Source organism: Erwinia aeris (genome assembly GCF_041224955.1).
GTDB classification, from domain to species: Bacteria; Pseudomonadota; Gammaproteobacteria; order Enterobacterales; family Enterobacteriaceae; genus Erwinia; species Erwinia aeris.
Genome location: NZ_JBGFFX010000015.1, coordinates 18,117 through 35,511, shown reverse-complemented (window position 1 = coordinate 35,511; position 17,395 = coordinate 18,117). Strand labels below are relative to the sequence as shown.

At 48.1% G+C, this 17,395-nt stretch carries 21 protein-coding genes; 9 read left to right on the top strand and 12 right to left on the bottom strand.

The annotated features are described in order from the left end of the window. Nucleotide 1: 1 nt before the first annotated feature. From AB6T85_RS20135 to rarD, 3 genes are all read left to right on the top strand, one after another. Nucleotides 2-406, top strand: coding sequence for a VOC family protein (locus AB6T85_RS20135; protein WP_369896468.1), 405 nt, complete (start codon nt 2-4; stop codon nt 404-406). Then, entirely contained in the window at nt 403-1,395 is a 993-nt protein-coding gene (locus tag AB6T85_RS20130; RefSeq protein ID WP_369896467.1) for a saccharopine dehydrogenase family protein, read from the top strand. The genes AB6T85_RS20135 and AB6T85_RS20130 overlap by 4 nt, the downstream gene beginning before the upstream one ends. Before the next feature lie 84 nt (nt 1,396-1,479). Continuing rightward, on the top strand, nt 1,480-2,382 hold the full coding sequence (gene rarD, locus AB6T85_RS20125; protein ID WP_369896466.1) for an EamA family transporter RarD: 903 nt from the start codon (nt 1,480-1,482) through the stop codon (nt 2,380-2,382). On the opposite strand, the gene AB6T85_RS20120 is transcribed toward rarD, so the two are convergent. Both AB6T85_RS20120 and AB6T85_RS20115 read right to left on the bottom strand, forming a co-directional pair. Beyond that, nucleotides 2,351-2,842, bottom strand: coding sequence for a nuclear transport factor 2 family protein (locus AB6T85_RS20120; protein WP_369896465.1), 492 nt, complete (start codon nt 2,840-2,842; stop codon nt 2,351-2,353). The genes rarD and AB6T85_RS20120 overlap by 32 nt on opposite strands. 209 nt (nt 2,843-3,051) lie before the next feature. Further along, nucleotides 3,052-3,798, bottom strand: coding sequence for an SDR family NAD(P)-dependent oxidoreductase (locus tag AB6T85_RS20115; protein WP_369896464.1), 747 nt, complete (start codon nt 3,796-3,798; stop codon nt 3,052-3,054). 194 nt (nt 3,799-3,992) lie between these two features. Between AB6T85_RS20115 and AB6T85_RS20110 the strand changes: the two genes are divergently transcribed. Then, nucleotides 3,993-4,250, top strand: a complete 258-nt coding sequence (locus tag AB6T85_RS20110) for a TetR/AcrR family transcriptional regulator (protein WP_369896553.1) — start codon at nt 3,993-3,995, stop codon at nt 4,248-4,250. A 144-nt stretch (nt 4,251-4,394) separates the two neighbouring features. Here the strand turns inward: AB6T85_RS20110 and AB6T85_RS20105 are convergent, their stop codons facing one another. Continuing rightward, entirely contained in the window at nt 4,395-5,252 is an 858-nt protein-coding gene (locus AB6T85_RS20105) for a LysR family transcriptional regulator (RefSeq protein ID WP_369896463.1), read from the bottom strand. A 101-nt stretch (nt 5,253-5,353) separates the two neighbouring features. On the opposite strand from AB6T85_RS20105, the gene AB6T85_RS20100 reads away from it, so the two are divergent. Both AB6T85_RS20100 and AB6T85_RS20095 read left to right on the top strand, forming a co-directional pair. After that, nucleotides 5,354-6,724 carry an MFS transporter gene (locus tag AB6T85_RS20100; RefSeq protein ID WP_369896462.1) on the top strand — a complete coding sequence of 457 codons (1,371 nt, stop codon included), beginning with the start codon at nt 5,354-5,356 and terminating at the stop codon, nt 6,722-6,724. Between the two features lie 106 nt (nt 6,725-6,830). Beyond that, a complete protein-coding gene (locus AB6T85_RS20095) occupies nt 6,831-7,235 on the top strand; it encodes a cupin domain-containing protein (protein ID WP_369896461.1) in 405 nt (134 codons plus the stop codon). A gap of 57 nt (nt 7,236-7,292) precedes the next feature. Here the strand turns inward: AB6T85_RS20095 and AB6T85_RS20090 are convergent, their stop codons facing one another. Genes AB6T85_RS20090 through AB6T85_RS20080 form a run of 3 tightly spaced genes read right to left on the bottom strand, consistent with a single transcriptional unit; the run spans nt 7,293 to nt 9,908 of the window. Continuing rightward, on the bottom strand, nt 7,293-8,099 hold the full coding sequence (locus AB6T85_RS20090) for a sugar phosphate isomerase/epimerase family protein (RefSeq protein WP_369896460.1): 807 nt from the start codon (nt 8,097-8,099) through the stop codon (nt 7,293-7,295). 16 nt (nt 8,100-8,115) lie between these two features. Beyond that, nucleotides 8,116-8,916, bottom strand: coding sequence for a TIM barrel protein (locus AB6T85_RS20085; RefSeq protein ID WP_369896459.1), 801 nt, complete (start codon nt 8,914-8,916; stop codon nt 8,116-8,118). Then, nucleotides 8,916-9,908 (bottom strand): TIGR03571 family LLM class oxidoreductase, encoded by a 993-nt coding sequence (locus AB6T85_RS20080; protein ID WP_369896458.1) that lies wholly within the window; start codon nt 9,906-9,908, stop codon nt 8,916-8,918. Before AB6T85_RS20080 ends, AB6T85_RS20085 begins: the two co-directional genes overlap by 1 nt. A gap of 150 nt (nt 9,909-10,058) precedes the next feature. Here AB6T85_RS20080 and AB6T85_RS20075 point away from each other — a divergent pair, with 150 nt between their 5' ends. Next, nucleotides 10,059-10,952 carry a LysR family transcriptional regulator gene (locus AB6T85_RS20075; protein ID WP_369896552.1) on the top strand — a complete coding sequence of 298 codons (894 nt, stop codon included), beginning with the start codon at nt 10,059-10,061 and terminating at the stop codon, nt 10,950-10,952. Nucleotide 10,953: 1 nt separating this feature from the next. Here the strand turns inward: AB6T85_RS20075 and AB6T85_RS20070 are convergent, their stop codons facing one another. The 6 genes from AB6T85_RS20070 to AB6T85_RS20045 all read right to left on the bottom strand — a co-directional run bounded on the left by AB6T85_RS20070 (nt 10,954) and on the right by AB6T85_RS20045 (nt 15,535). Then, a complete protein-coding gene (locus AB6T85_RS20070) occupies nt 10,954-11,628 on the bottom strand; it encodes a gamma-glutamylcyclotransferase (protein ID WP_369896457.1) in 675 nt (224 codons plus the stop codon). A 549-nt stretch (nt 11,629-12,177) separates the two neighbouring features. Continuing rightward, complete coding sequence (locus AB6T85_RS20065) at nt 12,178-13,074, bottom strand: alpha/beta fold hydrolase (RefSeq protein WP_369896456.1); 897 nt, start codon at nt 13,072-13,074, stop codon at nt 12,178-12,180. A 61-nt stretch (nt 13,075-13,135) separates the two neighbouring features. After that, the gene (gene grxB / locus AB6T85_RS20060) at nt 13,136-13,783 is read right to left on the bottom strand and encodes a glutaredoxin 2 (RefSeq protein ID WP_369896455.1); all 648 of its coding nucleotides are present in this window, start codon (nt 13,781-13,783) and stop codon (nt 13,136-13,138) included. A 33-nt stretch (nt 13,784-13,816) separates the two neighbouring features. Continuing rightward, nucleotides 13,817-14,170 carry a putative quinol monooxygenase gene (locus AB6T85_RS20055; RefSeq protein WP_306213367.1) on the bottom strand — a complete coding sequence of 118 codons (354 nt, stop codon included), beginning with the start codon at nt 14,168-14,170 and terminating at the stop codon, nt 13,817-13,819. A 124-nt stretch (nt 14,171-14,294) separates the two neighbouring features. Next, nucleotides 14,295-14,492: a tautomerase family protein gene (locus AB6T85_RS20050; protein ID WP_369896454.1), complete on the bottom strand. Its 198-nt coding sequence runs from the start codon at nt 14,490-14,492 to the stop codon at nt 14,295-14,297. 122 nt (nt 14,493-14,614) lie between these two features. Further along, complete coding sequence (locus tag AB6T85_RS20045; protein WP_369896453.1) at nt 14,615-15,535, bottom strand: LysR family transcriptional regulator; 921 nt, start codon at nt 15,533-15,535, stop codon at nt 14,615-14,617. A 304-nt stretch (nt 15,536-15,839) separates the two neighbouring features. On the opposite strand from AB6T85_RS20045, the gene frmR reads away from it, so the two are divergent. Further along, the gene (frmR, locus tag AB6T85_RS20040) at nt 15,840-16,115 is read left to right on the top strand and encodes a formaldehyde-responsive transcriptional repressor FrmR (protein WP_369896452.1); all 276 of its coding nucleotides are present in this window, start codon (nt 15,840-15,842) and stop codon (nt 16,113-16,115) included. Nucleotides 16,116-16,181: 66 nt separating this feature from the next. Next, nucleotides 16,182-17,291, top strand: coding sequence for an S-(hydroxymethyl)glutathione dehydrogenase/class III alcohol dehydrogenase (locus AB6T85_RS20035; protein WP_369896451.1), 1,110 nt, complete (start codon nt 16,182-16,184; stop codon nt 17,289-17,291). Nucleotides 17,292-17,395: the final 104 nt, after the last annotated feature.

Below are 17,395 nucleotides of genomic sequence, written 5' to 3'. Positions count from 1 at the left end.
TATGCTCGATCATCTGTTTTTAACGGTCAACGATACAGACCGTTCTGTCCGTTTCTATACGGAAGCGCTTGCCCCTCTCGGCATCACGGTTCGTCATGATTATGACGGAAAAGAGGGGCCGCCTGGCCACCCGGATTTGAAAGGGTTCGGTGCTCAGGGCCGGATCTTTTTCTGGCTACGCGAAGGAACTGTTGCACCAGCTGCTGTACATGTCGGGTTTGTCGCGCGAAATCAGACAATGGTGAATGAAGCCTATGCTTCAGCCATGCGTGCCGGCGCGTCTGACAATGGCGCACCCGGTGCCCGGCTTCACTACGATCCCCGCTACTACGCCGCCGGCGTTTTCGACCCCGATGGCTACAGTCTGGAATTTGTTTATAAACAATGGCAGCACCCTCAACCATGAAAACATTACTGATTTATGGTGCCACCGGTTACACGGGACGCATGACCGCCGCGCAGGCTAAAAGTGCCGGCCTGAATACTATTATTGCCGGCAGAAACAGGCAGCGGCTGGCCGCACTTGCCGGTGAACTTGACGTCAGTATGCGGGTATTCGGCCTGGAGGACGCTGCTGAAACTGCGCTGCAGCTGGCAGGCGTCAGCGTTGTGCTGAACTGTGCCGGGCCGTTTGCCGCTACGGCAGAACCGCTGATGAAAGCCTGTATAGACCAGGGTATTCATTACCTCGATATCACAGCGGAAATTAACGTTTACCGGCTGGCTGAGTCACTGGGAGAAAGAGCGGCGCGGGCCGGGAGTATGCTACTGCCGGGCGTGGGCTGGGACGTGGTGCCAACCGACTGCCTGGCCGTTCGCCTTGCACGGCATGTACCGGAACCACGACGGTTGCGTATAGCATTACAGGTGGCCGGAACGATGTCCCGGGGGGCTGCCGTCAGCGCAGGCGAAATAATCGCAGCCGGCCTGCTGGAACGTGTTAACGGTATTCTGATAACGAAAGAGGATGAGCAGCCCGGATGGTTTGATTTTGGTGAAGGCCCTGTGGCCTGTGCGCCGCTTTCCTTTGGCGATCTGGTGACGGCATGGCATTCAACCGGTATTCCGGATATTGAGATGTTTGTGCATGTCACAGGGGATGCCTTTCCGCAGGGTGATTTATCCCTGCTTCCTGAAGGGCCCGGGCAGGATGAACGCGATGCAAATCTCGCACGCGCTGTTGCTGAAGTTACCGGGGCTGACGGGAGGGTCCGCCGGGCTGTAATCGGGACGGTTAACGGATATTCCTATACGCCGCTTGCGGCCACAGAGGCTGCAAAGCGTGTCCTGAACGGTGACAGTTTCCCCGGTTTTCAGACGCCTGCGATCGTTTTTGGTAGTGAGTTTGCGCTGAGTATTCCGGGTACGTGGCTCCAGCTTCCCTGGCTCTGTTAATAAGCTGCACCGTTCAGCCATGAGCTGGACGGTGCTTCGCATTATGTCACTGCTTTGATTTTGATACACGGCCAGGGGGGGAATATGTCTGCACGCAAAGGCATCACGCTGTCATTACTGTCCTCAATACTGTTTTCTGTGCTCTGTTATTACAGTGTTTTTTTGTATCCGCTGAACGGATGGCAGATAGCCGGATGGCGTGCAGTAACCACCGCATTGTTGCTGATACTGGCGCTGGCTTTTCGAAAGAAAATGAAGCCTTTCTGGCGCTATTTTTTGTCAGTGGTTAAAAGTGCCCGGCTGCTCGCTGCCATGTGTGTCTGCGCTGCGCTTCTTGCCCTGCAGATAATCATTTTCTGCTGGGCTCCCGTCAACGGTCAAAGCCGGTCACTGGCACTCGGCTACTTTCTGCTTCCTCTGGTTATGGTAATAACCGGCAGAGCCCTGTACGGCGAAATGATGTCGGGATGGCAGAAAATTGCTGTATTGCTTGCGGCATGCGGCGTTACGGCTGAAGTGTTCATGGTCCGTTCACTTCCTCTGGTGGCCCTCGTGGTTATGTTGGGGTATCCGCCCTATTTCATAATTAAACGTCAGCTTAAAAGCGACGCTTTTTTCAGCGTGATAGCAGAGAATTTATTTCTCGTGATACCGGCAGTTGTTCTTCTGATTTATCAGGGAAGCGGAAATGAATGGTTACCCACCGGTGGGTGGCGCACTGTCACAGGGCTGGGCTTACTGAGCTGTTCTGCCTTACTCTGCTTTCTGCTTACCAGCAGCAGTCTCTCGTTTACGCTGTTTGGCATGCTGTCATATGTCGAACCCCTGTTGTTATTTCTGGTATCACTTTTTCTGCCGGGAGAAAAACTGTCTCTGTCATCACTGTTAACGTATGTCCCGATATGGCTTGCCGTTCTGGCATTGATGGCTGACGGGTATAAAAAAGTGAAGTCTACTACGCTCTCTCAGTCTGCGAACTGTCGATAGGCGTGCCCACATGAAACTGAAGCGCATCCATCAACCGGGGAACCACGTTGCGCGATGTAAACCGCCACTGGCTGTCGTGTTTTTCAAAACTGTCGTAATATCGGCCTGTGCATACGGGCTGCAAAGGAAACCCTTCCAGTTCCTGATGCACGGTGAAATAGCTGACGCAGGTAGCTGAATTACCGGAAGGTGAAACATCTATCAGCACATTAGAAACGTTATGCCACGTCCGGGGAGCTCCGTCTTTATGACGCTGAACGCCACGGTTAAGAAACTGCTCAACCTCTTCACTACCATGAGCCGTATCACTAAGAACAATAAATTCAGCATGTTTAAACAACCCAGCATTCTCAGCAAATTTCCCGTCATCCAGGTTGTGGGAATAGGTAGCGAGTAACCGCTGAATTTCTAGCTCATCGAAATAATGTTGTTCATTTTCTGCGCGAAAGGAATTAATCATAATTTGAAATCTTCAGGTCAGGGTTGAAATGGATCCGCCACGTACAAACCAGGCGAACCACGTTAAATATTACCGTTGAGAATCAGCGCAACAGGTCCACTGCCGACAGGAAGCATCTGTGCCGGACCAAATCGTGGCAGCAGAACCGGTTCCCGCAGCAAGGAGGACTGTCATGTTGCCCCAAAATATTCCTTCTCCAGTAACAACAGTCAGATCTGAGATGCGCCGCCATCGGCAAAAATTTCCGCGCCGTTGATATAACTGGCATAATCACTGGCGAGGAAGACAACAGCTTTTGCTATTTCATCTGTCTGGCCGATGCGGCCAATCGGGCTGCGGTCACGCAAAGACTGCAGGATGGCGTCAACGGGATCGGGAAGGAAATCGTGTAAGGATTGAGTATCCACCGGTCCGGGGCTGAGAATATTAATGCGAACGCCGGCACCTTTTATATCCAGAATCCAGCTGCGTACCATTGCGCGTAAAGCGGCCTTAGTGCCACCATAAATACTGAGACCCTGACCCGGATTAATGGAGGCCGTTGAGCCTGTAATAACTATGCTGCTGCCTGGTTTCATCAGTGGTAATGCTTTCTGAACGGTAAACGTGATACCCCTGACGTTCGTTGTGAACTGAAGATCGAACTTCTCCGGGGTAATCTGCCCGAGGGGTTCAAATTCGCCCATACCGGCATTTGCTATCAGAATGTCAATGCGACCAAACCGGGACAATATTTGCTGATAAAAATCATCCAGTTCGGACAGGCTGGATACATCCACCTGAAACTGACTCGCATCCGGTCCAAGAGTACTGAGTGCAGATTCAAGTTTATTCTTATCCCGCCCGGTAATGATCACAGTTGCACCGAGTGCTGCTAATTCCTGTGCGATCCCAAGACCAATGCCAGATGATGCACCGGTCACAACCGCGATTTTGTTCTGAAAAGAGTGAGTCACTGTGTATTCTCCTGATTCTGTGAGCTAAATTTATAGTGATCACTACATGTAAAGTTAAGGTCTCACAAGTAAAACTTAAGGTTAATTTAACAAGCTGTTTTATATCAATAATATATGCTTAGCACTTTGTGACAATTAGTTTAGCGATTACTATATAAATTGGTTTGTGAGGTAAGGTAAAACAATAGCACAGGCTGCGACGACCTATCTTTGATCGCAAAGCAGGAGTAGCAACTGCACAGGCACTTTTTCATGAACATGGCTATCACGCTGTCAGCATTGCTGACCTGACTGAGGCGCTGAATATCAAGCCGCCAAGTGTTTATGCTGCATTTGGCAGTAAGATTGGACTGTATGAACAAAGCCTGGCGCGTTATGCGCGGGAGAGTGCGCTTCTCCTGAACAATTTATTATCAACTGATAATACTGTTGCGAAAGGCATGGTAGATTAGCTGGTAGCAGCAGCCAGACAATATGGCCGTCATAACCAATAGTGAGGATGCCTTATTACCGAACGTTTTCGGATGGTTGGACCTCAGACCCCTGGCACATTTAAACGGAACGCAGTTTATATGTGAGAAAAGAACGTGATATCACTATAATCCCAAACCAACTTCTTTCAAAATGATAGCGATAGCATTTGAAGCATGCACAACTAAAGGATCATTACGACGGTCCGGGTGCTTGGCTATCCAAATATCAAGACTAAGCATTGACTCGTCAACCTCGAGCTTAACCAGACGCTTATCTTTATCTGCAAGGAAACATGGCAAACCTGCAACACCTACGCCGGAACAAACAGTTTCATACTGATGACTGAGATCGGTCATCTCACATAAAACACGTTTATCACCAATTATTTTATCCAACCATTGCTTATGTTCAAAGTTGGTAACGCGTTCAGGATAGGCTATGAACTCCCATAATTCTGGTGATTTAAGATGGCAGTAATTACTTGCGGTATACAGAGCGAAATCCATTTTTCCAATTTTTTTGATTATATCCGTGTCTTTAATTCCTGGAGATAATCTGACGGCAAGATCGGCCTCGAGTCTGGACAGAGAAACAAAATGGACATCACTCAGTATCGATATAAGGATTTGAGGCAATTCCTGAGATAATTTTAACATGTTAGTAGCAAAGAAATGTCTGGCAAGAATAGGTGGTGCCGAAATAGTTACCTTTTCTCTTTTTTCTTTATTTGCAACTGACATACGTTTTATTTTAAACGTACTGGATTCTATCTCAATGGCTTCTGCAAGAATAATCTGCCCCTGTGCCGTCAACCTTGCCTCACGCGGAAGTCGCTCGATAAGCTTCGACCCAAGTTCAGCCTCCAGTGACATCAGACGTCGGCTCACCGTTGCCTGGTCAACATCCAGCTCCTTAGCGGCCCCTGATAGCGTACCCGATCTGGCTATGGCAACAAAAAAACGAAGATTTTCCCAATTCATTATGTATGCACTTTTGCATGGATGTTGTGCATATTTTAGTATTTATACATATCCTGGCAAGCCCTATCATGGCATTAGTTTTTAGTGACCGGAAAGACAGAATGTCAAAGTATACTCCTTCGTTGATAGCCATACAGCTCGCCACCTGTATGGGTTTCCTCGTGGTTCAACTGGATGTGAGCGTAGTCAATGTTGGTTTAGGCTCACTTAAAAATGCCTTCAGTACCAACCTTACTGGTCTTCAGTGGGTGATTAACAGCTACGCATTGGTATTCGCAGCGTTGCTGATTATTGGTGGGGCTTTTGGGGATAAGTTCGGGGCGCGAAACATTTTTACCTGGGGATTCGCCTTATTTACGGTGGGTTCTATCGGGTGTGGCCTTGCCAATAGCCTGTCTGCACTCATTGCTCTGAGAGGAGTCCAGGGTATGGGGGCAGCCCTGCTTGTGCCTACTTCACTGACACTGATCAGACTGTCATTTACCGACCCGGCCATGAGAAGAACCGCGGTAGCAACCTGGGGGGCCTGTGGAGGGATAGCCTTAGCTGCGGGTCCAGTTTTGGGAGGCGTTTTAATTCAGTATTTCGGATGGCGCAGCGTTTTCCTCATTAATGTGCCACTGGGCTTACTCGCGATTTTCCTGATTTTGCGATCAGCTCCGCCATCGCCACGGGTAGATAAAAAAGTCGATGGATTAGGCCAGGGAACGATTGCAATAAGCATTGCGGCATTAACTTATGGGTTAACTCAGTCAAGCTCTGAGGGATGGACCCGGGGACCTGTAGCCATGATGGCCGTTGCGGCGATATTTTTAGTCCTATTTATCTTGGTTCAAAGGCGCGTTGCGTTCCCTATGCTGCCCCCGCGCCTGGCTAAAAATAAAATTTTAGCCACCACAGCGCTCTGTGGTGCGGTAATCAATCTCACTTTTTATGGCACGGTTTTTGACCTGAGCATCTATTTCCAGAGCATTCTTCATTACGATGCAATGAGGACGGGACTATCTTTTATTCCATTAACGGCTGTGCTGACCATTTCCACAATGGTTTCCACACGAGTTGCAAAAAAAGTCAGTGATATCCGGATCATTACTACCGGATTCAGTGTTCAGATAATCGGATTTATTTTGCTTTCACAGTTAACAGAGACCAGCTCTCTGTGGTTCCTGAACGGCACTCTCATGATGGTCGGTATTGGCAGCGCAATGTCTGTACCTTCGATTACCAATTCTATGCTCTCTTCGGTATCTCAGGACGACGCGGGAATGGCTTCCGGTCTGATGGCATCTGCAAGACAAATTGGTGGCGTTATAGGAGTGGGCCTGTTTGGTGCGATGATTGCCCACAGTGACCTACGTTCATTTTCAACCGGCATGGCATATGGAATGTGGTTATCTGCATTTTGCTTATTTATGTGCATAGTTATTAATGCACTGGTATTAGGCCAGAATAAAGTGAAAGTTAATGCCTGACAGAGTGTTATGAGGCGTATTTGTTATTTTGAAGCATTCCATCAGCATGCCGGAAATAAGTTTTTTGTAATATGTAATTAAGTTCAACACAAATATGGAGCGATTTATGGCTACTCATTCTAAAGAACATACTGACCAAACGTCTGAGTTTGAATCAGAAGGTGTAAAATCAGAAGAACTGGTAAGTAGTGGTAGCGCATGGAACGGTAAAGCTTACGAAAAATACCCAGAGGGTAAACCGCATTTAACCGTTATGAAAATGCACTTTGAGGCGAATACCACTTTGCCCTGGCACACTCACCCGATGCCTAATGTTGCCTATATTATTTCTGGGTCATTAACTATTGAAGATAAAGAAACGGGCGAAAGCCGAAAATTTACTGCGGGTGAAGCATTTAACGAATCTGTTGATGATGTACATCGCGGTTTTACTACTGACGAACCGGTCCAAGTGATCATTACTTATGCAGGAGTGGAAGGGCAGGAGCTATCAGAACCTTATACCTCTTGATCAAGGATTCATTCAAAGCATGCCTTTGTGGCATGCTTTTTTGATCGCATTGTGTTTCTAACCAATGAGGGACCTGGCCCATGCTGGATGCTTTGCCAGACGATCGTCAATCTCATGAATTGCCTTTATGCTTCGCTCCAGCTTACGGTAGATATCCCCTCCGTAGTCCCATCCCAGTAAGCCGATACTGCCACCATAACCTAAGCGGTTGAGTGCAGCGATTATGGCACTATTATCCAGTTCACCGCGGTCCGGGGGCTCCATTGTCGCCACTCCCCCCCAGCCCAACGGAGACATTGCACTCCCGGAAAGCACAACCTGCATTAACCAGGGTTTGATGGCATCAAGCCGCTGTTCAAGCTGGCCTTCCTCGCTGGCAAACCAGTGATAGCCATTAAAGGACGCGCCCAGACGGGGATGGTTAAAGTCCTCGCAGAGTTCAATAACCTGTGACGTGGTCTGCGTTACGTGCCTTAAATGCGGGTACAGCGCAATTCGCAAGCCGCGTCGCTCGGCAATGGGCAAAATGGACTGGATAAAGCTCTTGATCGCGCCCATGCCGTTGAGTGTAGTTTGAACAGCAAGCTCTATCAGTTCAACCCCTTCCACCGTCTCAATGATGCGCCGCAGCACCGTATCATTACGCCCCTCATGAAGCACCAGATACAGACCTGCAATCTCTAAACCGTGTTGCTCTTTAACCATCGGTAATAAGGCCAAATCGGTATACGGCGTACCCCCCCATGCTGATACGGTAATCCCGTCATAACCCAATTCGGCGAGCATTTCACACTGGGAATGAAATTCATATACGCCCATTGATGAGTAAAAAAATGAGTCCAGCGCGTGAACAGGATGGATCATATAAACTCCAGGGTAATTAATAAGAGGATGGCGTCATTACTGACCAGTCGGGATGCGCTGCGAGACGCTTTTCCATTGAACGGAATGCCGCTTGTGAACGCTGTAGATTTCCATATACGTCACCCCCCATGCTCTCCCAGCCCATTACGCCATAGCGTCCGTGATACTCACGTCGTTCGAGCGCGCCCAGTAATACAAAGTTATCCATTTCGCCTTCGTCTAAGGGTTCAATGGTAGCCACCCCGCCCCAACCCAGTGGTGAAAGTCGTGTTCCGGCCAGATTAACTTGTCGAAGCCAGGGCATGACCGCATCAAGTCGTTGTTCTAGTTCCCTCTCCTGGTTCGCATACCAGTGGTAACCGTTAAAAACAATGCCCAGATTAGGATGATCAAACTCTTCACACAGAGAGATGGCCTCCGACGTAGTCTGCATGCCATAGCGCACATGCGGATACAACGCGATATCAATGTTCCGCTGCTCACAAATCGGTAAAAGCCGTTCAAGCATTCTTTTGTCTGCATCCTTAACGCTCTCACCAGAATGCAGTGCCAACTCAATGCATTGCGTGCCCTCAACCGACTGAACGATGTCGGTTACAAAAGACTCGAGACCCGGGCGATAAATCATATAAATAGCGCCAACGTCGAGACCCCATTGTGACTTTACTTTAGATAAGGCCGACAACTCTTTACTCCAGGCCGAGACCGTCAGCCCCTGATAGCCAGTTTCGACCAGCATCTCGCACTGAACATCAAGAGGATAGGTGCTCAGCTTGGTCTGGAAAATAAAGTCCATGTGGTGCAGGGGATGTTCCATTATTGATCTCCTGCAATATGGCTCGGGAAGAAGGGCAACAGGTGTTCGCCGAGTTCGTCGATCACTTCTGAGGCCGGACGACGCTGGGTTTTGAAATGAAGCGCGACGTGTGAGACGCCCTGCTCTTGCTGACGCAACCAAAGTTCCCGCAGTGCATTTCGCCCCGCATGCAATACGCGTCCCGGCCGCAGCGGCATGTCAGGGTCACGGTCAAGGTCAAACATCGTGCCATAGCCGTAGGGTTTAAAAGTGTCGGCATGGGAGGCGCTTCTCCACCTGTCAATGATGGCCGGAATGCGCTGGGGATCTGCGATATAAGACAAAATCCCATCGGTATTTTGCGCGGTCCATTCAGTTGTTTGTCCCGCGTGTCCTATCACCAGCATCGGCAGTCTTTTACCCGCAGGTTTGGGTATCAAATCAATATTGCCTTGCAGATTTCCGTAGAAACGGGATTGATGAACCGGCCAGCTCTTTTCTGTGACGGCACGAATAATGGCGTGCGCATCCCGGAAACGCTCGCTACGATTTTCAAACTCCAAACCAAATGCCGGATATTCCACTGGCCTGTCACCGGTCGCCAGCCCCAATAAGAGTCGGCCACCCAGAAGCTGATCAACGGTCGAAGCCTGTTTCGCCACAATCAGCGGATCGCGCAGTGGCAGGACAATACCTGCGGTGCCTATGGCGATATCGCGCGTGATTGCCGCCAGATAACCTGCATAGGCGAGAGGATCCAGTACCTGACCGACATCCCCAAAATTAGGATCGTAGAAAGGTACATCGCGAAGCCAGATTGCAGAAAAACCAGCCTCATCGACTTTGCGCGCCATCTTCGCGTGGTCTGCCAAAGTGGGACCTACGCTGTTCGGGTAACTTTCAAGAGGTGCAATAAAACCGAAGGTTAGATGGCCGGGTTTGAAGACTCGGGAATAACCTGGATGCTTTGCTAAATCGGCTGGCATTGGCGGGTAATTTGAAAACTCAGACATCATATTCTCCGGTAAAAATGAGGAAAAATCGGCCTTAATGCCTTATTTCTCTTTAAGGCTAAAATTTTAAATCTCTTCTCACCAAAGAAAAATAGGCTTATATTCTCAACATATCGGAATATTAGGATGTAATTGAGGGGGAGTATGGCAATGGACTACTTTGGCGCGCTGGGCGCTTTTGTGCACGCAGCTGAGACCAGAAGTTTTACCGAGGCGGGACGCAGGCTGGGAACTTCCTCCTCGGCCGTTGGCAAAGCCGTTGTGCGGCTGGAGGAGGAGTTAGGGGTGCGTTTATTTCATCGTTCAACCCGGGCGATCACGCTAACCGCGGAAGGCCAACTCTTTCAGGACCGTTGCCAAAAAATCCTGGCGGACTTTGACGTGGCTCGCGCAGAGCTGGTTCAGGCTAAAGTCGTTCCGCAGGGCAAGCTCCGCGTGGCTTTGCCTCAATTAGGGAGCCATCTGATGCCTTATCTGGTCGAATTCCAGCTGCGCTACCCGCAGATTGAACTGGAACTGGATTTCAGCGATCGATTGGTTAACGTGATTGATGAAGGTTTTGATGCGGTTCTTCGCATAGGCATGATCAATGATTCCAGGCTGACTATTCGCCAACTAACGGGATATAAACACCGGCTTGTCGCCTCGCCGGATTATTTATCCCGAAATGGCATGCCCTTGGCGCCAGACGATTTAAAATCGCATGCCTGCTTACGTTATCGCTTCCCTACCAGCGGCAAATTAGACGTCTGGCCATTGGTTGAAAACGGGGTGAGTCTGCATCCTGAACTGCCGCAATCCGCCATCGCCAACACCATTGACTCACTCTTTGCTATGGCGGAAGCGGGGATCGGTATAGCGCTGCTACCCGATTTCATGGTTGAAAATTCAATTTCATCCGGGAGTCTTCAGTCCGTGCTGAACGATAATATCCATGATCACCGCAAGGTCTGTATATTATGGCCATCCAGTCGTCAACAATTGCCCAAGATTAAGGCTTTTATTGATTTTATCGTTTCGCGGCTGGGTTCCGGCAAATCGTGAATTAAGCTTTCCTTCTCACAACGGCGCGTTCTTCAAGCTCAACGATAAGCTCATCAATATATTCATCCTGAATCCCCCAGGCACCAAGAGTTGTCGCCAGTTGGGTAATGTATTCCGCATTGGTGCCGATATAGCCAGTGGCGGAGGATGCCAATTCTGCTACGGTATATGGGGAACTATCTGGCTCATAAAATGGGTGATTAATCTCTGATACAAAAGCCAGCGCATCAACTTGGGTACCATCCGCCAAAATCACTTCTGACCACACCGGTCGATAGAGGCCGGTGATCATCTCGCGTATCCATATTATGGACAATTCGTGCTCAAGGTCGGTGTCCGCCAATCTGAAGGCTATGCCGTCTGTGCAGCCCCCCACATCCAGTGAAAGCATACGACCAGGATGCTCTGGAGTCGCCCTGCCCGAGGTCAGGCGAATACAGAATCGGCGTTGCCAGCCTATCAACTGCGCGCGCTGCATTTCTTCAATGGCAATCAACGGATTCCACATTAAAGAACCATAGGCAAACACCCACACTGGCTTTTCCGCTACGCGATTCATTAAGACTGACTGCATCGAAAGATAGATTTGATCCATGCTCCACAACATCCCCTCAGGGAATAATCGCTGATGTGTACTGACATATTTGCCACTGAGGATATTTTCGCGGGTTAACAATTTTATGCTCCATTGAGAGGGGGAAAGCATCAAGTGCACTCAATGCCGGGGACTCATAAGTAGTCAATGATAACCTTCTATAAAGTTGATAAAAATAATCTAGCATTCACAACACCTCGGAAAATAAGGATGAAGTGCTATAGTTAAAGTTATTTATTTCGGCTTGTTGGAAAGTTACCACATTGATAATTGTCATAAGCTATAAAATAATTTCATGATTTAAAATAAAAAAAATCAGTATCTTATGATTACTCAATTGTAAAGTTATGGGTTATATCGTGTTTGGTTACAATGGGTTCGCTTGGAAATAAAATACCTTACTTACGACGAAAAATAAAAAAAGATTACGCTATGTAATCAGAAAGTAAGAGGGTAAAATCTTAATTAAAGTATACAAAATAAATTCTTTCAGGGAATAGTTTGCGAAATGTAGTTATTTACATCTTTTGATCTACCACTATAGTATTCAGTTATGAAAAAAGCCCACTTGTGCAGGCTTTTCAATACATGATTTCAGCAGTGTTACGATTGAAAAATATATCGTATGCCTTATTTACTCAACAAAAACGGCTTAACACTTGCCCATACCGCATCGAAGTTCACTGCAAAAGCAGGATGTGGGGCATCAGGAATGATGGCCAGTCGCGCATTTGGCAACATTTTATAGGCAGCGATCACTGTGTCCAGTGGTGCATTAACATCCTTTTCACCTGCCATAACAAGTACAGGGGCATTGATTGCTGCAAATAACGATTTTCCGAGAGCGGTCTGATCGTATTCCTGATTAGCTTGTTTAAACCATTCTTTCATTTTATCAGGCTGTGGGCGGATGTCCGCCTGTTCTGCCCAGTATCGCGGATCAAGGTCAATGATCGACTGTAAGGGTTCACTTCGATCCTTACGCCCGCCCTGTACAAAGCCTTTTTTCCATTCGCCTGCACCAATTGCGACCAGCTTATTGATCTGCAATGGGTAATCCGCTGCAAATTGATATCCCGTGTAAGCGCCATCACTAAAACCAATAATGTCAGTTTTTGAAATTTTTAACGCGGATAGTACATTATGCAGATCTTTAGCCTTTTGCTTGTAACCTGGCAGTACTGTCCCGATGTCCGATTTACCATGTCCACGCGTATTCACCAGAATGACGAGATGGTCACTTTTAAGTTTGTCAGCAAACTGGCCCATTTCTGCCATAGAACCAACTACCCCCCCGTGCAAAAGCACCACGGGTTCACCGGAACCATAGACCTCATAATATATTTCAGCATCGCCAGACTGCACATAATGACCAGCTTTAGTATTGTTGCCGTAAGGAGTAGAGCTTTGATAGCTATCAGACTGTTGTCCGAACCAGTGCAAAGGTTGATTAGGCTGAATTTCGGCCGCCTGCACTGAAATTGAAGACATGCAAAGTGCTATAAGAGTGGTAAAAGTTTTATTCATTAAAGTACTCCTTCCTGCTTAGATTGGGAGCATAAATGCCTGTGGGGAAGAGATGGCAGACTTAAATTGCAATATTATCATTGAGATTGACTTGAGATCTTAAAGCCATCTCTCTTCGCCATGCATCAATCTGTGGGGGCCACTGAATCCCTTTTACGATGGATAATGAGCGCAGTAGCGGGAAAAGACGGATATCTGTGAGCGAGAAATGTTGGGTATCTCTCTCTTGCTGTGCGAACAACAACTCAAGAACTTCAAGTTGTGCATTGATTTCATTAACCATGATTCCGCTTTGTTCCAGCAAGCGCGGGAAGGGACCGAAAACGGCTTCTTTCTTGTTGACGAAATATTGTCTCGCCGCATCCGGTCGGAATTCTTCGAAATCCGAGTTTGCCCAGCGCGGGATCGCCAGCGGATAAATCAGTTTTGTTGCTTCTTCCATCCAGGCTTCGATTGCTGAATTGTCAGGCACTCCCAGGACAGAAGAACCATAAGTCTCATCAATGTATTTGACGATATCCAGGCTTTCACCAATGGCTTCATTGCGTTCAGTGATGAGGATGGGAAGCATTTTTTTGCCTATGAGACGCGTTGGCGTTTCTTCATCATCGTTTGACAAGGTAATGATTTCACACGCAACATCTTTCAAGCCAAAAATCATGCGTGAACGTACGCAGAATGGGCAATGATCGTATACATAAAGTTTCATAGCGGAATCTTTCATCGTCTTTAATGTGAAAAACTAACGTGTAAACCCATCAAAAGGTTTCATATACACGGCACCAAACGGATCTAATCGCTTGCGGATTTCAGCATCGGGTTCGCCATAAACTGTCAGACCGGTAATTGTGACCAAAGAGAGAAAGGTTTCGGCAAAAGGGGCAAACGTATGGTCAACATGGCTCACCACATCTTCCTGCCGGTAACGCTCGACGATGTGTGCCGTTTGCTGATCTTCACTGACGCTGTAGACATAGCTGAGCGTGCCAGGTTCCTTACTGGTGGCTTCCACCACGCGTGAGACTAATTCTTTAAATGCAGGGAATTGTCCGTCATTAACGGCCAGGTTAAAAACACAGGTGATTTCATTTTTCATAATAATCTCCAGAACTATGGGCGCAGGCAAACGTGCAAAGAAGAGAGGAAGACATTCACCACAAGAGGAATTTGCCGTTATGCGCGGGAGCATAACGGCGGCTGTGACTAAGACGCGCTCAATATCAGCCCGATTTTTTCAGTGTCTCAGAAAAAATTTCACCTGAGATTGCCCAGTTGTCGGTGGTTACGTCGTTGAAAATGACATAGACATACTGTGGGTCAACTTTGGCGTGGGTTGCGATAGCTTCAGTTACTGCTTTAGCGATAGCAGGTTTAGCATCATCACGACCATCGAACATCTGAATATTAACGACTGGCATGGTAGAACCCCTTCATGAGTGGATGAATTGTCAGACATCCTGACGATGAAGAAATCCTACGCTGATAGCTGAGATGGATAAACAGGCTCTAAGGGGACAGAGTGTGGAAATAATATCTACAATCATTCAAATGCTTTCTGTGCCGCTAATTCGATCAACTCATCAATGATAAAACGTACGCCGGGTAGCAAGTGTCGGGCGCGGGGCCATATCACATTCAGCTCGGTGGGCGCTGGATTGCAGGAAGCAAGCAATGGCACCAGCTTGCCAGCTTGTATATGTGGTCGCAAAAGCGCTTCAGGAAACTGAATTAAACCGGCTCCGGCAATACAGGCATCGATCATGGCATCGCCATCACTGATTTGATGAAAAGGCGTGGGTTTAAGTCTGATGTCCTTGCCGCTCTCGTCACGGATTAGCCAGCTAAGCGGTGCGCCACCGCGCCAGGCAAGAATACAGCGGTGCGCGGCCAGTTCGGTCAGCGTTTCAGGCTTACCGTACGTCGAAATATAGGCGGGTGACGCGCAGATAATCAGATGCTGGTCGTTCAGCTTACGCGCGATAAGGTCGGTGGTGTCTTTAACCGGACCAAAGCGGATAGCAAGGTCAAAACCAATATCCAGCGGATCAATGATACGGTCGTTAAAAATGATGGTCAGCTTCAGATGCGGATAGCGTTTTGTCATGCCCATAAGCACCGGCATCATCACCGAGCGGCCAAATGCAGCGGGCAGATCTATTCTTACTGTGCCAGTAGGTTCTGTAAGCTTTGAGCGCAGCGCCAACTCTGCCATTTGCAGGGTTTCGAGCGCACTTTGGCAACTTGCCAGATACGCTTCACCTTCGGTAGTCAGGCTGATTTTACGCGTTGTGCGATGAAACAATGAAATGCCGAGATTATGCTCAAGTCTCTGAATACTCTTGCCAATTGCCGATTTCGATACGCCAAGTTGTTCAGCCGCTTCGGTAAAGCTGCTTGAATTTGCGGCCGTCACAAAGTGGACAATACTACTGAAAGATTCGGTCGAAATCACTGCTGTCATCGTGAGTACCTGGATGAAAATCAGAGGGTTACTTTACAGTAAAGTCGAAACGCAAAATAGCGCACAAGAAAAGTAATCAGCAGGAAATAAACTGGCGAAATGTGGAAAGTATACAAATTGAATAGTGAATAACGTGTTCGCTGTCTTCATGAATCTTTCTTTACAGACCTATGATTGTTTCTTAAGAGAAATAAATCTACAGACAAGTGCCTTGTAGACTTTTTCTCTCATTGAAATGTAAATATACTATACCCCCCTACAGTATCCAGATATGCTCCCCCCTCTATCCATGAGGTGAACGCCTATGCCACATACACCAGAAGAAAAGAAGAAAGTCCTTGCCCGCGTCAAGCGTGTACGCGGTCAACTGGAAGCACTGGAATTGGCCCTGGAACGTGGGGATGACTGTAGTCCGGTGCTTCAACAAATTTCTGCTATTCGGGGCGCAGTAAACGGTCTGATGGCGGGAGTATTGGAAAGTCACCTGCGGGAAGAATTTAAAAGCGTTAATTCCACAGCAGAATCGAGAGATGCATCCATTGATGACGCCGTTTCACTGATACGGACGTATCTGCGCTAATTAATCAATGTCCTGGACAGTATGCAGAAGCAGCCTGTCTGTGCCTAAACCTTTAAAGGAACCCCTATGAAATCACGTGCCGCAGTTGCATTTGGTCCAGGTAAGCCGCTCGAAATCGTAGAAATCGACGTTGAGCCACCTCGCGCTGGTGAAGTATTAGTTAAAATTACCCATACCGGCGTTTGTCACACCGATGCCTTTACGCTGTCTGGTGACGATCCGGAAGGTATTTTCCCGGCCGTACTGGGTCATGAAGGCGCGGGCGTGGTGGTAGAAGTCGGGGAAGGGGTGACCAGCGTCGTGCCTGGCGATCACGTTATCCCTCTTTACACTGCTGAATGTGGAGAGTGTTTGTTCTGTAAATCAGGAAAAACCAACCTCTGTGTCGCCGTTCGCGCTACACAGGGTAAAGGTCTGATGCCTGATGGCACCACACGTTTTTCCTATAACGGTCAGCCAATTTTCCACTACATGGGCTGTTCAACCTTTAGTGAATATACCGTTGTTGCAGAAGTCTCTTTGGCGAAGATTAATCCGGAAGCCAACCACCAACACGTATGCCTGCTTGGTTGTGGTGTCACAACTGGTATCGGCGCGGTTCACAACACCGCAAAAGTTCAGGAAGGCGATTCAGTTGCCATCTTTGGTTTAGGTGGTATCGGCCTGGCTGCCTTGCAGGGTGCTCGTCAGGCTAAAGCCGGTCGCATTATTGCCATTGATACCAACCCGGCCAAATTCGAGTTGGCCAGGAAATTCGGTGCCACTGAATGCCTGAATCCAAACAACTTCGACAAGCCTATTCAGGAAGTGATTATTGAAATGACCGGATGGGGTGTTGACCATTCTTTTGAATGTATCGGTAACGTCAATGTAATGCGGGCTGCGCTGGAAAGCTCTCATCGCGGCTGGGGCCAGTCCGTGATTATCGGCGTGGCAGGCGCAGGTAAAGAGATTTCAACGCGTCCATTCCAGCTGGTCACAGGCCGTCAGTGGAAAGGTTCCGCATTTGGTGGCGTTAAAGGTAGAACTCAGCTGCCTGGCATGGTCGAAGACGCGATGAAAGGCGACATCGAACTTGAGCCTTTCGTGACACACACCATGGAGCTGGAAAAGATTAACGACGCCTTTGATCTGATGCATGAGGGCAAATCAATCCGTACCGTCATTCATTACTAATCGCTTTTATCCCAGAGCTGAAGCGTGCTGGCTTATATTCAGCAGCACGTTTTTATATTATCAATAAGGAAACTGCCATGGCTAATATCAACCTGCACCCTGCA

Excerpts from the sequence above, each read along its gene's own strand:
- AB6T85_RS20135 (WP_369896468.1), top strand. The coding sequence starts at position 2 with ATGCTCGATCATCTGTTTTTAACGGTCAACGATACAGACCGTTCTGTC.
- AB6T85_RS20130 (WP_369896467.1), top strand. The coding sequence starts at position 403 with ATGAAAACATTACTGATTTATGGTGCCACCGGTTACACGGGACGCATG.
- rarD (WP_369896466.1), top strand. The coding sequence starts at position 1,480 with ATGTCTGCACGCAAAGGCATCACGCTGTCATTACTGTCCTCAATACTG.
- AB6T85_RS20120 (WP_369896465.1), bottom strand. The coding sequence starts at position 2,842 with ATGATTAATTCCTTTCGCGCAGAAAATGAACAACATTATTTCGATGAG.
- AB6T85_RS20105 (WP_369896463.1), bottom strand. The coding sequence starts at position 5,252 with ATGAATTGGGAAAATCTTCGTTTTTTTGTTGCCATAGCCAGATCGGGT.
- AB6T85_RS20100 (WP_369896462.1), top strand. The coding sequence starts at position 5,354 with ATGTCAAAGTATACTCCTTCGTTGATAGCCATACAGCTCGCCACCTGT.
- AB6T85_RS20095 (WP_369896461.1), top strand. The coding sequence starts at position 6,831 with ATGGCTACTCATTCTAAAGAACATACTGACCAAACGTCTGAGTTTGAA.
- AB6T85_RS20090 (WP_369896460.1), bottom strand. The coding sequence starts at position 8,099 with ATGATCCATCCTGTTCACGCGCTGGACTCATTTTTTTACTCATCAATG.
- AB6T85_RS20085 (WP_369896459.1), bottom strand. The coding sequence starts at position 8,916 with ATGGAACATCCCCTGCACCACATGGACTTTATTTTCCAGACCAAGCTG.
- AB6T85_RS20080 (WP_369896458.1), bottom strand. The coding sequence starts at position 9,908 with ATGTCTGAGTTTTCAAATTACCCGCCAATGCCAGCCGATTTAGCAAAG.
- AB6T85_RS20075 (WP_369896552.1), top strand. The coding sequence starts at position 10,059 with ATGGACTACTTTGGCGCGCTGGGCGCTTTTGTGCACGCAGCTGAGACC.
- AB6T85_RS20065 (WP_369896456.1), bottom strand. The coding sequence starts at position 13,074 with ATGAATAAAACTTTTACCACTCTTATAGCACTTTGCATGTCTTCAATT.
- grxB (WP_369896455.1), bottom strand. The coding sequence starts at position 13,783 with ATGAAACTTTATGTATACGATCATTGCCCATTCTGCGTACGTTCACGC.
- AB6T85_RS20055 (WP_306213367.1), bottom strand. The coding sequence starts at position 14,170 with ATGAAAAATGAAATCACCTGTGTTTTTAACCTGGCCGTTAATGACGGA.
- AB6T85_RS20050 (WP_369896454.1), bottom strand. The coding sequence starts at position 14,492 with ATGCCAGTCGTTAATATTCAGATGTTCGATGGTCGTGATGATGCTAAA.
- AB6T85_RS20045 (WP_369896453.1), bottom strand. The coding sequence starts at position 15,535 with ATGACAGCAGTGATTTCGACCGAATCTTTCAGTAGTATTGTCCACTTT.
- frmR (WP_369896452.1), top strand. The coding sequence starts at position 15,840 with ATGCCACATACACCAGAAGAAAAGAAGAAAGTCCTTGCCCGCGTCAAG.
- AB6T85_RS20035 (WP_369896451.1), top strand. The coding sequence starts at position 16,182 with ATGAAATCACGTGCCGCAGTTGCATTTGGTCCAGGTAAGCCGCTCGAA.